A 13834-nucleotide genomic window follows, 5' to 3' on the forward strand; every position below is an offset into this window, starting at 1 on the left:
GAGCCGGCGGATCGGCAAATGATAGTGTCGGCCGGTTATCGCGAAGGACTTCCGGCCAGCGCTGCCTGGTACACCTCCAGCGTGCTGGCGACGAAAGGCGCCAGGCTGAATTCGCGCGCGCTGCGTTCGCGCGCGGCGCTACCCATGGTGGCGACACACGCGGGGTCATCCAGGATGCCGCGCAGCACGCGGGCGATGGCCTCGGGCGCGCGCACCGGCACGATCCAGCCGTCGACGCCGTCGATGACGTTTTCGGGCAGGCCGCCCGCATTGGTCACCAAGGCCGGCAAGCCCAGGGCCATCACTTCACGACAGGCGAAGGACAAGGCTTCGCGGTAGGACAGCACGAAGCCGACATCGCAGGCGGCCAGCGCCGGCCTGACGTCGTCCAGCAGGCCGGGAAAAATCACCAGGTCCTGCACGCCCAGTTCGCGCACACGCGCCATCTTGACGTCGTTGGGCGGATCGCCCGCCACCAGCACGCGGAAGCGTTCGCGCTGTGCCGGCGCCAGGGCCGCCAGGGCCGCCATCAGGTCCAGCCAGCCCTTGTCATAATCGGTACCGCCGGCACTGCCCAGCAGGATCTTGCCGCGCCAGGCCGGGCCGAAGTAACGCTCGCGCAGGGACTCGTGCAGTGATGCCGACGGCGGCGCGAAGTAGTCGGTATCGATGCCGTGCCGAATGGTGGTGATGGGCAAGGCGCGATACGGCGACTGGCGCAGCAGCCCGGCCACGTAGTCGCTGACGGCGATCACGCGGTCGGTGGCGTAGCGCGCGCGCAAGCGATGGCCCAGCGTGTCCAGCGGCAGGTCGTTGTGCTTGGTGAATACGATGCGCGGGCGCTTCATGCCCAACGCCGCCAGCATGATGTGCCGGTGATCGGATGAGCCGTTCACATGCACGACGTCGTAACGCTCGGCCGCCATCAACCGGCGCAGTGCCGCGCGTTCCGCGAAAAAGCCCGCGGCGCGCGTGCTGAAGCGGGCATCCACCACCTTGACGCCGGGGATGGCGCCCGCGTAGCGATACAGGCGGCTGGTGCCAGGCGTCGCCACGGTGATGTCATGCGCCGGCGCCAGGCCACGCACCAGGTTGAGTATGTAGGTGACGTGCCCGCCGCCATTGCGCGGGTGGAAATTTGTATAAAGGATCTTCATGGTCGCGTGTGTGACCCGGCATCGCCGCGGCGTTCCGCGGCGTCCTGCAGGCGCTTGTCCTCATCACCCATGAACATCAGCTTGGCATAACGGGAAAAGCTGCCGGCCGCGGCCGTCACGGCCAGCACCACGCCCTGGCGCCCATCGAGGAAACCGCGCCGGATCAGGTAGATGCGGATGAAGGTCCAGAACCCATGGCCCAGCGCGCTGAAGATCGACGCCCGCTTGCCGCGCGCGTACATCATCGTGGCGGCGTCGGAGGAATAGCGATTGCTCTTGGCGATCAGCGCGTCCAGGTCGGGATAGGAGTAGTGGATGAAATGGGCCTGCAAGCGCCCAGCTCGCCACGTCCCCACGGGCACCACTTTCTCGTGGACGGCGGCATCGGTAAAACGCCCCATGCCGCGGCGGAACAGCCGCAGCACCGGGTCCGGCCACCAGCCGCTGTGGCGGATGAAACGGCCACAGAATTCGGACAGGCGCGGGATTTCATAGGCGTCCTTGGCATCCGTGTCGCGGGACACGCCGGGAGCGGCTCCAGGACCTTTGCCGGCGTCTATCCCGATCTTGCGGCAAATCTCCGCCGCCAACTCCGGCGTGACACGTTCGTCGGCGTCGATGGACAGCACCCATTCGCCTTGCGCCAGATCCAGCGCGCGGTTCTTCTGGGGGCCGAAACCGGGCCAGTCCGCGGTCTGCAGCACCGTCGCACCCATCTCGCGCGCCAGTTCCACCGTGTTGTCGGTGCTGCCCGAGTCGACCACGATGAACTCGTCGGCGAACGTCACCGAATCCAGGCAATCGACGATATTTGCCGCTTCGTTCTTGGTGATCATGATGACCGACAGCTTCATGAACGGCGACCCCGCAGGCGCTTCCTCCAGGATTTCTTCCAGGACTTCCAGGCGTTGTACTTCGGCCCCCAGAAGGGATGCGCCGCCCACCACAGGCGCTTGGCCAGCCACGCGGCGGGCTGGTTGCGCACGGCGAAGCGGTAGATGTGCTCGGGCCCGCCGGAGCCAGGCGTGCCGGTAGCGTCGGGGGTGGCAGGCGTGCCGGGCGCCGCATTCGCCACGTTCTGGCCGAAGGGATCCGTCGTATAGAAATGCCCGAAGCCCGCCGTCCGGCCTTCCTGCATGTAGTCGCCGTCGAAATAGCCTTGCGGCCAGCACAGATGATCGCTGACCTCGCCCAGCCGCGCCTGCAAGGTCGCGCGCGAATCCGCCAGCTCCTTGGCGACGTGCGCCCGCTTGGACGCCACGTCCGGACCGCAGACCTGGTCCCAACGCGTATGGGTATGCGTATGGCTGTGGAACTCGAAGGTCCCCGCCGCGCGCATGGCCTCGATCTCGCTCCAGCGCAGCATGACGTCGTCATGGCGGCCGGCTTCGATCAGCTTCTTGCTGGCATCGTGGTCCGGCGCGGCCGGCAGGCTGGCCGCGGGCACGCCGTCCAGGCCTTCGTAGGGACGCACCGGGCCCTCGCCGATCCAGCCGGTAATCACGAACAGCACGGCATGCATGCCGTAGCGTTGCAGCACCGGATGCGCGTAGACCCAGTTATCCAGATAGCCGTCGTCGAAGGTGATCAGCACCGACTTGTCCGGCACCGGACGTCCCGCCAGATGGCCCGCGAAGCGTTCCGCGGTCAGCGCGGTATAGCCATTGCGCGCCAGCCAGGCGATCTGGCTTTCGAAATTGGCCGGCGTGGTGTTGATCATGCCGCCGGCCGGCGTGATGTGGTGATACATCAGCACCGGCACGTTATGCGCGGCCTTGATGGGCGCCACGCTCAGCGGATCCTTGATCACGTCCTTCATGCGCCGCGCTCCGCCAGCCACTTGCGGTAGACCGCTTCGGTGCGCTCGGCCAGGCGCTCCGGTGAGAAGATGCCTTCCTCGCGGATCATGCGCCGCCCCGCATCGCCCATGGTCTTGCGCAATGCCGGATCGTCGATCAGGCGTTGCAGCGCATTGGTCAACGCGGCCTGGTCATGCAGCTGCACCAGGAAACCGGACACCCCGTCCTTGAACATTTCCGACACGCCGCCCACGTCGGTACCCACCACCGGCAGGCCGCTGGCCTGGGCCTCGACATAGACGGTGCCGGATGCCTCCTGCTCCGTGGCCAGGGCGAACAGGTCGAAGCCGGCCAGCAGGTTGGGCACGTCGCGGCGCGTGCCCATCAAATGGATGTGCGACTGCAGGCCCAATTCAGCGATATAGGCCTGCACCCGCTCGAACGTGGGCGAACCGCTGCCGACGAAGACCAGGTGCAGATTGGGGCGCGTGCGCATCAAGGGCAGCATCGCGTCGATCAGCGCGCGGTGTCCCTTGGCGGGCCGCATCACGGCCACGCAGCCGACCACGATGTCGCTGTCGGACAGCTTCAATTCTTCCCGCAGCGTCGACCTTTCGATGGGCGGCGGCGGCACGATGGGCGAATACAGCGTAGCGACGCGTTCGCGCGGCACGCCACGCGTGATCAGGTATTCGCGCACGTGGTCGCTGACCGTGGTGACCCGATGCGGCAGCCACGTATACGACCACATCGAACCGACCTTGCTGGCAAGGTGACGGGTGCGCACGATCAGCGGCGGCGTGCCCGCCAGCCGCGCCGCCGGCGCGGCGATCACCGTGTCGCGCCGGCTGTGGGTATTCAGCACGTCGTAGTGGCCCGCGCGCAGGATGCGCTTGATGGCGGCGATGCCCTTGAAGTAGTTGGGCACGCCGGCCATGTCCACCTTGTGCACGGTGAAGCCCGCGTCACCCAGGCGTTCCACCAGTTGCGCGCGCGACTGCACCACCGCTTCCATATGGTGGCCACGCTCGCGCATGGCGATCATTTCCTTGAAGATGCGGTGCTCCTGGCCGCCGAAGGCGGTGGCGGCTTCGGAATGGAGTATGCGCAAGGGTTGCATCAGTACGAGATCTCCACGCCGTCTGGACGCGCCCACTGGCTCAGTTGCTCCAGCAGGGTATCCGCCATGCGCACCCGCCATTCTTCGCTCAGGCGTACCGTGCAGCGGAAGTTGTCCTTGTTGTATTCGACTTCGACCGGAATGCCGGCAATGCCGTTCTCCGGCTCGGCGCGATAGGGATTGAGCAGCTTGCGCAACTGTTCGGCGTTGGCATTGCCGTTCAGGCGCACACGCAGCACGCGGGCACGCGCTTCGCGCGCCAGTTGCAGGTCGTACAGCGAGTCGGCCACGATGCGCATGCCGCCCGAGTATTCGTCATTGCTGACCTTGCCCTGCACGATGATCAGCTGGTCCTCGCGCAGGCGATTACGGTGCTTCTCGTACAACTCGTTGAACACCGAGACTTCCACCTGCGCGGTACCGTCGTCGATCACCGCGAACACCATCTTGCCGCGCCGCGTCATCATCACGCGCACGCCGGCCAGCACGCCGCACATCCATTGCAGATCGCGTTGCGGTTCCAGGCGCACCAGCGTCATCGGCACGATGCGGCGCACTTCGTCGCGCCAGGCGTCGAACAGGTGGCCGCTGAAGAAATAGCCCAGCGCCTGCTTTTCCTCGGACAGGCGGGTGTGCAGGTTCCAGGGCGCCACCTTGGACAGCTCGCTGGCCACGACGTCGCTGCTGTCGTCGCCGAACAGCGAAACCTGGTTGGCGCTGCGCGCGGCCTGCTCGGCCGCTTCCATGGCCGTCGGCACCGACGCCAGCATGGCTGCGCGATTCGGCTCGATGGAATCGAAGGCGCCGGCGCGGATCAGGGCTTCGACGGTGCGGCGGTTGACCGCATGCTTGTTGACGCGGCGGCAGAAGTCGAACAGGTCCTTGAACACCCCGTCCTGTTCGCGGGCGCGCACGATTTCCTCGACCGCGCCCTGGCCGGTGCCCTTGACCGCGCCCAGGCCGTAGCGCATGGTGCGCGGCGGCTGGCCCTTGGCCGTGTAGTCGTCCTCGACCGGCAGGAAGCGGTAGCCCGACGCATTGACGTCCGGCGGCAGCACCACCACGCCGTTGTCGATGGCGTCGCGGCAGAAAATCTGCACTTTGTCCGTGTCGTCCATATCGGACGACATGGTGGCGGCCAGGAATTCCGTGGGGTGATAGGCCTTGAGCCAGGCGGTCTGGTAGGAAATCAGCGCGTACGCGGCCGAGTGCGACTTGTTGAAGCCGTAGCCGGCGAACTTTTCCATCAGGTCGAACAGCTTGACCGCCAGGTCGGGATCGTGCCCCTTCTCCACCGCGCCCTTCTGGAACAGCTCGCGGTGCTTGGCCATTTCCTCGGCCTTTTTCTTACCCATCGCGCGGCGCAGCAAGTCGGCGCCGCCCAGCGAGTAGCCGCCGATGATCTGCGAGATCAGCATCACCTGCTCTTGGTAGACGATGACCCCGTAGGTGCTCTTCAGGGTGGCTTCCAGATCGTCGTGGAAGTAGTCCACCGGCGCGCGGCCGTGCTTGCGGTTGACGAAGTCGTCCACCATGCCGGATTCCAGCGGCCCCGGACGGTAGAGCGCCAGCATGGCGATGATGTCTTCGAAGTTGCTGGGGCGCAGCTTCTTCAGCAGCTCCTTCATGCCGCGCGATTCCAGCTGGAACACGGCCGTCGTATTGGCGTCGGTCAACACCTTGTAGGCCGCCTGGTCGTCCAGCGGCAAGGCCATGATGTCGAAGTCGCGCTTGGTCTCGTTGAACTGGCGCACATAGCGCACGGCCCAGTCCAGGATGGTCAGGTTGCGCAAGCCCAGGAAGTCGAACTTCACCAGGCCGGCGGCTTCGACGTCGTCCTTGTCGAACTGCGACACGGCGCTGTTTTCCTGCCCGGGCTGGCAATACAGCGGGCAGAAGTCGGTGAGCTTGCCGGGGGCGATCAGCACGCCGCCGGCGTGCATGCCGATGTTGCGGGTGAGGCCTTCGAGCGGCTGGGCCAGGTCGACCAGGCCGCGCACTTCTTCTTCCTGCTCGTAGCGTTCCTTGAATGCCGGCTCGTCCTTGAGCGTGCGCTCCAGCGACCAGGGATCGGCCGGATTGAAGGGGATCAGCTTGGACAGGCCGTCGCAGAACAGGTAAGGCATGTCCAGCACGCGGCCGGCGTCGCGCACCACGGCCTTGGCGCCCAGCGTACCGAACGTGGCGATCTGGCTGACGGCCGCGCGGCCGTACTTTTCCTTCACGTAGTCGATGACGCGTTCGCGATTGTCCTGGCAGAAGTCGATATCGAAGTCGGGCATGGACACCCGCTCCGGATTCAGGAAGCGTTCGAACAGCAAGTCATAGCGGATGGGGTCGAGGTCGGTGATGCCCAGCGCATAGGCCACCAGCGAGCCGGCGCCCGAACCCCGGCCGGGACCGACCGGGACGCCGTTGCTCTTGCCCCAGTTGATGAAGTCCTGCACGATCAAGAAGTAGCCCGGGAAGCCCATCTGGATGATGGTCTTGCATTCCCAGCGCAGGCGTTCGTAGTACTGCTCGCGCTTGCTGTCACGCTCGGCCGCGTCCGGATAGAGGAACTCCATCCGCTTTTCCAGACCCTCTTCCGACAGCTGGACCAGATAGTCGTCCAGGCCCACGCCTTCGGGCGTGGGGAAGTTGGGCAGGCGCGGCTTGCCCAGCACCAGGGTCAGGTTGCAGCGCTTGGCGATTTCCACCGTATTCGCCAGGGCCGAGGGCACGTCGGCGAAGCGGCGCGCCATTTCCGTGCTGTCGGCCAGATACTGTTCCTCGGTGAACCGGCGCACCCGGCGCGGGTTGGCAAGGATTTCGCCCTCGGCGATGCAGACGCGCGCTTCATGCGCCTGGAATTCCTCGCGGTCGAGGAACTGCACGGGATGGGTGGCGACCACGGGCAGGTGGGCTTCGGCGGCCAGGCGCATGGCGGCCTGGGTATAGGCTTCGTCGCCATCGAAACCGGCCCGGTGCAGCTCGACGTAATACGCGCCCGGAAAGGCCTGCGCCCACACCCGCGCCAGGGCCAGCGCGGTCACCGCGTTACCGGCCTCCAAGGCCTGGCCGACGTCGCCGGCGCGACCGCCGGACAGCACGATGAGCCCGTCGCTGGCCAGCAGCCAGTCGCGCCGCACTTCGGCGCGGCCCTTGTGCTGATTGGTCAGAAAGGCGCGTGACAGCAATTCGCAAAGATTCAGATAGCCTTGGCGGTTGCGCACCAGGACCAGCACGCGAAACGGCTTGTCGCGGTCTTCGTCATTGGTCAGCCACAGATCGCAGCCGGCGATCGGCTTGATGCCGGCGCCGCGCGCGCCCTTGTAGAACTTGATCAGGCCGAACAGGTTGGACAGGTCGGTCAGCGCCACGGCGGGCTGGCCCAGCTTGGCGACGCGCTTGATCAGATCGGGAATGCGGACGAGTCCATCCACCACCGAAAACTCGGAGTGGACACGCAAATGGACAAAGGGGGACGGGGCTGTGACGGCTTCGGACATGACCGCGATTGTACCCAGGGCGCCTTTTTCGCGCGCGGTTTGGAGCCGTGTGTGCAAGAATAAGCGGTTATCTCAGATTGAACGGTGTTTTACGCTATGAAATGGCTGATTCCCGGCCTGTGGCTGGCCGCCATCCTCTATGGTCACTTTAGAGGCAAGGTGCGACTGTCGTGGTCGCGCGTATTCCTGGACCACTCGGTCCTGCTGGCGCCGGTCAACGCCTTCATGGTGCTGACGTCGCGCGTGCCGACGTCGCCCTATGTCTCGACGCGGGAGTTTCCCGAGCTGCAGAAGCTGCAGGACAACTGGGAAATCATTCGTGACGAGGCATTGCGGATGCAGGATCTGCGCCGCATCAAGGCCGCCGAGAACAACGATGACATCGGCTTCAATTCCTTCTTCAAGTACGGCTGGAAGCGCTTCTACCTGAAGTGGTATGACGCCCGCCACCCTTCGGCCGAGGAATTGTGCCCGCGCACGGTCGCCATCCTGAAGTCCATCCCGTCGATCAAGGCGGCGATGTTCGCCGAGCTGCCCGACGGCGGCAAGCTGAACAAGCACCGCGATCCGTTCTCCGGATCGCTGCGCTATCACCTGGGCCTGGCCACGCCCAACGACGACCGTTGCTATATCGAGGTGGACGGCCAGTCTTACAGCTGGCGCGATGGCGAAGGCGTGGTGTTCGACGAGACCTACATCCACGAAGCGCACAATCGTTCGGGCGCCAATCGCGTGATCCTGTTCTGCGACGTCGAGCGTCCCCTGAAATGGCGGTGGGCGGAAGCCTTCAACCACTGGTTCGGCCGCGTGGTGATGTCGGCCGCCAGCTCGCCCAACGACAGCGGCGACAAGACCGGCGCCATCAACCAGCTGACCCACTTCCACCACAAGATCGACCAGAAGCGCAAGCAGTTCAAGGCCTGGAACCGGACGGTGTACAAGAGCGTGAAGTGGGGGCTGGTGGTCCTGGTGATCGGCGCCTTCGTCTGGCTGTAGGCGGAGACGGGCGCTACAGCAGGACTTCGCCGCCCCTGCCCTCGGGGAAACGGGGCTTGGACGGCGGCTTCGGCACTTCATTAACCGCTGTCAACGCCGGCAGGCGGACGGAGGCATGGGCGACGAGCCGTAGCCCGGTCGGATGTTTCGACCTGATGAGATAGGCCCTGCGGTACATCTGCTCGCGGGCAATGTCGCCGATGCCCTTGCTGGCGAGGCCGCCAGCGGGATAGTAGTGCAGCGCGGCATGCAGCATGTCGTACTCCGCCCATTCCTGATCGGGCGGCAAAGGCGGCCGGGCTGACGCGTCATTGCCGGTGCCGGCAACCGTGGCGCCATTCGCGGCCGTTGAGCCACGGCCGAGATACGCGTCGTCCAGTGCCTTTTTGGCATCGTGGTACCAGGCGAACGGTGGCCAGAACGCTTCATTCCCTGGCCGGGGCGCGGGGATCACCATATAGTCGGTGGGTCCGCCCCAGAGACGTTTCACGAAAAATTCGAGCTTGCCGTCATCACGTTGTATCAGGACGTCGCCTGGCTGCATGCACAGGACCCAGGCAGCGCACTTGATGCGCGCGGGCCTGGAAGCGCTGTCGCCCGCCACCGCCCAAGCCGCCAATTCGCGCAGATAGGCGATGGAATAGGTGCTCTCGCCGATGCGGCAGTCATCCACGGGCGCCGCGCTGGCCGGACGGCCAGAGGCTGCGACGCTGGGCCCTTGGTCGGCCAGGACCCGCGCACGGCGCCCGGATGCCCTTGTAAAGGATGAAGCCCCCGTATCGCTGATGCTCGGGGTCGGGGTCTCGGCCGAATTGACGCCACCCGAGCGGCCACGCGCCCGTCCAGGCGACGAGGATGCTGCCGGGGTAGCGGGACCGTAAGGCGGATCCTCGGCGTCCGCATCCGCAGGGTTCGCGTGTGTGCATGACCACGCCATGGATGAAAAAATAGATTGAATCCCGCCCATCGTATGTCCCTCCGCAAATCTTTCAAAAAATAGAAAGATGTTGCTCAGGAACAGACGCGCGGCATCTGGTTCCACGCCGGCGGCGTGACGTAGCAACCGCGCACCTCCCCGCCCCTTTCCTGGCCGGGCCAGGGCGGGTGCAGGCGGAGCCGGGCGGGTCAGCGCGGCCCGACCGATTGGCTCCCGCGCGGCAAAACCTGCAATCAACGCTGCATGCTTTCCCAGGTCTTCATCAAGCGTTTGACCGACACCGGCATGGGGGTGCGCAGTTCCTGTGCGAACAGGGCGACGCGCAGTTCTTCCAGCAGCCAGCGGAACTCGTCCAGGCGCGCGTCGGGCGCGCCTTTCAAGGCACTGCGGGCGCGCTGGTACTGGGTCAGCAAGGGCGCCATCTCCGTCATCAGGCGCTGGTCGCGTCCGGGATCGGCGCGCAGCTTGTCGATGCGCGCCACCGCCGCCTTCAGATAACGCGGAAAGTGCGCCAGTTGCGCATAAGGCGTATCGCGCAGGAACCAGCGATGCACCAGCGCACCGACCTGCTGTTGCAGGTCGGCATAGGCCGCGGCGTGGGCCTTGGCCTGCGGCAGCTTGCGCTGCACAGCGGCCCATTCGGTCAGGATCGCGCCCGCCAGGCGCGCCACTTCCTGCGCCAGCAAGCCCACCCTGCCCTTGCCGTCATTGCGCCGGCTGTCGAACTCCTCGGCATTGGTGGGCCACGGGTCGCCCAGGCAGGCCTGCGCCAGCGCGGCGTCGATGATCTGGTCACGTAACTCTTCCAGCGTGCCCAGCGGCATGAACAGCATGCTGATGCGTGTCAGGTCGGTCAGGTTCTTTTCCAGGAACTTGACCTGCTCCCGCAGGCCCAGGCGGAACAAACGCAGCAGGCCCGCGCGATGATGGCGGCGCGCTTCGTCGGGATCATCGTAGACGTCGAGGTCGCAATGCGTGCCGCGATCGACCAGGGCCGGATAACCGATCACGGACAGGCCCTTGCGGCGGATCTCCATGATTTCCGGCAGCGGGCCGAAGGTCCAGGCCGTCAGGCCCTCCTGGGCCAGGGCTTGCGCCACCTGGGTATCGCGCGACGCCATCTGCTGGAAATCGGCCTGCGCCTGGCGGCCGTGCTCGGCCTTCAGCTGGGCCAGGTTGCGGCTGGCGGCCAGCATGCGGCCATGCTCGTCGACCACGCGGAAATTCATGAACAGGTGCGCGGGCAAGGTCTCCAGCTTGAAGTCCGAAGCCAGCGGGCGCACCTTGATCTGGTCCCACATATCCGCCGTCAGCGCGTCCACCAGGCCCTGCTGGGGTTCGGCCAGGCGGTCGAACCAGCGGTCATAGAAACCGGCCGCATAGTCGGGCAAGGGCACGCAATGGCGCCGGATCTTCTGCGGCAAGGACTTCAGCAGCAACTGCACCTTTTCCTTGAGCATGCCCGGCACCAGCCATTCGCAACGCGGTGCATCGACCTTGTTCAAGGCGAACAACGGCACCGACAGCGTCACGCCATCACGCGGCGAGCCGGGCTCGAAGTGATAGTCCAGCGGCATGGACACGCCCTGCCAGTCCATTTTCTTGGGGAACACCTCGGTGGTGACGCCGGCGGCCTCGTGCCGCATCAGCTCGTCGCGCGTCAGCTGCAGCGCGGCGGCGCCCGCCTTGTCCAGGCCGTTGACCCATTTCTCCAAGGTCGCGGTCTGGCTCATGCCGGCCGGGATCTGGCGGTCGTAGAACGCGTAGATCAGTTCGTCATCCACCAGGATGTCCGGACGGCGCGCGCGGTGTTCCAGCTTTTCGATCTCGGCGATCAGGCGGCGATTGTGCGCCACGAAGGGCAGGCGCGTGTCGATCTCGCCCGGCACCAGGGCCTGGCGGATGAACAGTTCACGGGCATGCTGCGGATTGATGCGGCCGTAATGCACGCGGCGGCCGGAATAGATCGTCAGGCCGTACAGGGTGGCGCGTTCGTTGGCCACCACCTGCCCGGCTTTTTTCTCCCAGCGCGGATCGCCCCAGTTGCGCCGCAACAGGTGGGCGCCGACACGTTCCACCCAGACGGGCTCGATGCGGGCCACGCAGCGGGCATACAACCGCGTGGTCTCCACCAGCTCGCCCGCCACGATCCAGCGGCCGGCCTTCTTGACCAGGCGTGAACCGGGATGGATGTGGAAGCGGATGTCGCGCGCACCCAGGTACTGGCCGGCGCCGGCGGCACTGGCTTCATCGCTCTTGAAACCGATATTGCCCAGCAGGCCCGACAGCAGCGCCAGATGCAGCTGTTCGAACGTGGCCTCGGCGGTGTTGATCCGCCAGCCCTGTTCGCCGATGACGCTGGACAACTGGCTGTGGACGTCGTGCCATTCGCGCAGGCGCAACGGCGACAGGAAGTTCTGCCGCATCTGCCCCGCCAGCTTGCGCTGCGAGGCCTTGTGCTCGACCTGCTCGTGGTACCAGCGCCAGAGCTTCAGATAGGAGACGAATTCCGATTTTTCGTCGGCGAACTTGGCATGGGCCTGTTCAGCGGCTTCTTTCTCGTGCATGGGCCGGTCGCGCGGATCCTGCACGGACAAGGCCGCCGCGATGATCAGCATCTCGGCCAGGCACTGCTGTTCGCGCGCCGCCAGGATCATGCGGCCGACGCGCGGGTCCACGGGCAGGCGGGCCAGCTCTTCGCCGGTGCGGGTAAGGGCGAAACGCGGGCTGCGTTCGGGCTCGGCGGCGGCGCTACGCTTGGGCGCTGTTGCGACGCCGCTGGCGCCGTCCGCATTCGCTACGGCGCCGGCGGCCACTTCCGTCGGATCGCCGTCCTCGTCACCCGCTGCGTCGCCGTCTTCACGCACGGCCTCGATGGCGCCCAGTTCCTGCAGCAGGTGATAGCCGTCCGCGATGGCGCGTCCCGGCGGTGCTTCGACAAAGGGGAAGTTCTCGATGTCGTTCAGGCGCAGCGACTTCATGCGCAGGATCACCGAGGCCAGCGAGGACCGCAGTACTTCGGGATCGGTGAAAGGCGGCCGGGCGTTGAAGTCATCCTCCGCATACAGGCGGATGCAGACGCCCGGACCGACGCGGCCGCAACGGCCCGCGCGCTGGTTGGCCGAGGCTCGGCTGACGGGCTCGATGCGCAGTTGCTCCACCTTGTTGCGCCACGAATAGCGCTTGACCCGCGCCAGGCCGCTGTCGATGACGAAGCGGATGCCGGGCACGGTCAGGGAGGTTTCCGCCACGTTGGTGGCCAGCACGATACGGCGGGCATTGCCGCGCGGGCGGAAGATCTGTTCCTGCTCGGCCTGCGACAGGCGGGCGAACAAGGGCAGGATTTCCGTGCCCGGAGGATGGTGCTTGCGCAGGGCCTCGGCCGCTTCGCGGATTTCGCGTTCGCCGGGCAGGAAGACCAGGACGTCGCCCGAACCGTGCCGCGCGCATTCGTCGACGCCGTCGACGATGGCATCGATCAGGTCGCGCTCTTCGTCGCCGGAACGGTCGCGGTTGCCGGGACGCGGGCGGCGTGTGGAGGTTTCCTCGATATCGTCTTCGGTCTCGTCCTGGCGCACCGGGCGGTAGCGGATCTCCACCGGGTACAGGCGGCCGGACACTTCGATGACCGGCGCCGGCTTGCCGTCGGCCCCGGCGAAATGCTGCGAGAAACGGTCGGCGTCGATGGTGGCCGAGGTGATGATGACTTTCAGGTCGGGCCGGCGCGGCAGCAGTTGCTTCAGGTAGCCGAGCAGAAAGTCGATGTTCAGGCTGCGCTCGTGGGCCTCGTCGATGATGATCGTGTCGTAGCGGCGCAGCAGTGGATCGCGCTGCGATTCCGCCAGCAGGATGCCGTCGGTCATCAGCTTGATGGCGGCGTTCGGGCCGGTGCGGTCGTTGAAGCGCACCTGGTAGCCGACCAGTTCGCCCATCGGCGTATTCAGTTCCTCGGCGATGCGCTTGGCCACGGACGTGGCGGCCAGGCGGCGCGGCTGGGTGTGGCCGATCATGCGCTGGCGGCCGCGGCCGGCGTCCAGGCAGATCTTGGGCAGCTGCGTGGTCTTGCCCGAACCCGTTTCGCCGCTGACGATGACGACCTGGTGGCCGGTGATGGCGCGCGCGATCTCATCGCGCCGGGCACTGACGGGCAGGTCCTCCGGATAGGTGATGGGCGGGATTTCGCGCGGCGGACGGCTCGGGCGGCCGCGGTCCGGCCGCGACGGCGGCGCCTGCTCGCCTGGCGTGGCGGCGGGTTCAGCGGGTCGGGAGGAGGATGCGGGAGCGGCGGGGCGCGTTGCGGAAGGCGAAGGCTTGACGGTCATTGCCCGAATTAT

General features: G+C 66.2%; 8 protein-coding genes. 1 reads left to right on the forward strand and 7 read right to left on the reverse strand.

Annotated elements, in window-relative coordinates; genetic code table 11:
• Positions 1-35 precede the first annotated feature (35 nt).
• The 5 genes from CEY05_RS26030 to dnaE are packed head-to-tail and all read right to left on the reverse strand — an operon-like array spanning position 36 to position 7567.
• The gene (locus CEY05_RS26030; RefSeq protein ID WP_088600192.1) at positions 36-1157 is read right to left on the reverse strand and encodes a glycosyltransferase; all 1122 of its coding nucleotides are present in this window, start codon (positions 1155-1157) and stop codon (positions 36-38) included.
• Complete coding sequence (locus tag CEY05_RS26035; protein ID WP_088600193.1) at positions 1154-2011, reverse strand: glycosyltransferase family 2 protein; 858 nt, start codon at positions 2009-2011, stop codon at positions 1154-1156. Before CEY05_RS26035 ends, CEY05_RS26030 begins: the two co-directional genes overlap by 4 nt.
• On the reverse strand, positions 2008-2937 hold the full coding sequence (locus CEY05_RS26040) for a polysaccharide deacetylase family protein (protein WP_088600445.1): 930 nt from the start codon (positions 2935-2937) through the stop codon (positions 2008-2010). The genes CEY05_RS26035 and CEY05_RS26040 overlap by 4 nt, the downstream gene beginning before the upstream one ends.
• Positions 2938-2972: 35 nt before the next feature.
• Positions 2973-4076, reverse strand: coding sequence for a glycosyltransferase family 4 protein (locus CEY05_RS26045; RefSeq protein ID WP_088600194.1), 1104 nt, complete (start codon positions 4074-4076; stop codon positions 2973-2975).
• Positions 4076-7567, reverse strand: a complete 3492-nt coding sequence (dnaE, locus tag CEY05_RS26050; RefSeq protein ID WP_088600446.1) for a DNA polymerase III subunit alpha — start codon at positions 7565-7567, stop codon at positions 4076-4078. Before dnaE ends, CEY05_RS26045 begins: the two co-directional genes overlap by 1 nt.
• A 96-nt stretch (positions 7568-7663) precedes the next feature.
• Between dnaE and lpxO the strand changes: the two genes are divergently transcribed.
• Entirely contained in the window at positions 7664-8563 is a 900-nt protein-coding gene (lpxO, locus tag CEY05_RS26055; RefSeq protein ID WP_088600195.1) for a lipid A hydroxylase LpxO, read from the forward strand.
• A 13-nt stretch (positions 8564-8576) separates the two neighbouring features.
• Here lpxO and CEY05_RS26060 read toward each other — a convergent pair whose 3' ends face one another.
• On the reverse strand, positions 8577-9236 hold the full coding sequence (locus CEY05_RS26060) for a hypothetical protein (protein WP_088600196.1): 660 nt from the start codon (positions 9234-9236) through the stop codon (positions 8577-8579).
• Positions 9237-9733: 497 nt separating this feature from the next.
• Positions 9734-13822 carry an ATP-dependent RNA helicase HrpA gene (gene hrpA / locus CEY05_RS26065; RefSeq protein WP_088600197.1) on the reverse strand — a complete coding sequence of 1363 codons (4089 nt, stop codon included), beginning with the start codon at positions 13820-13822 and terminating at the stop codon, positions 9734-9736.
• Between the last annotated feature and the right edge of the window lie 12 nt (positions 13823-13834).

Origin of the sequence: Achromobacter sp. HZ34 (assembly GCF_002209485.1) — a bacterium.
Lineage (GTDB): Bacteria > Pseudomonadota > Gammaproteobacteria > Burkholderiales > Burkholderiaceae_B > Bordetella_C.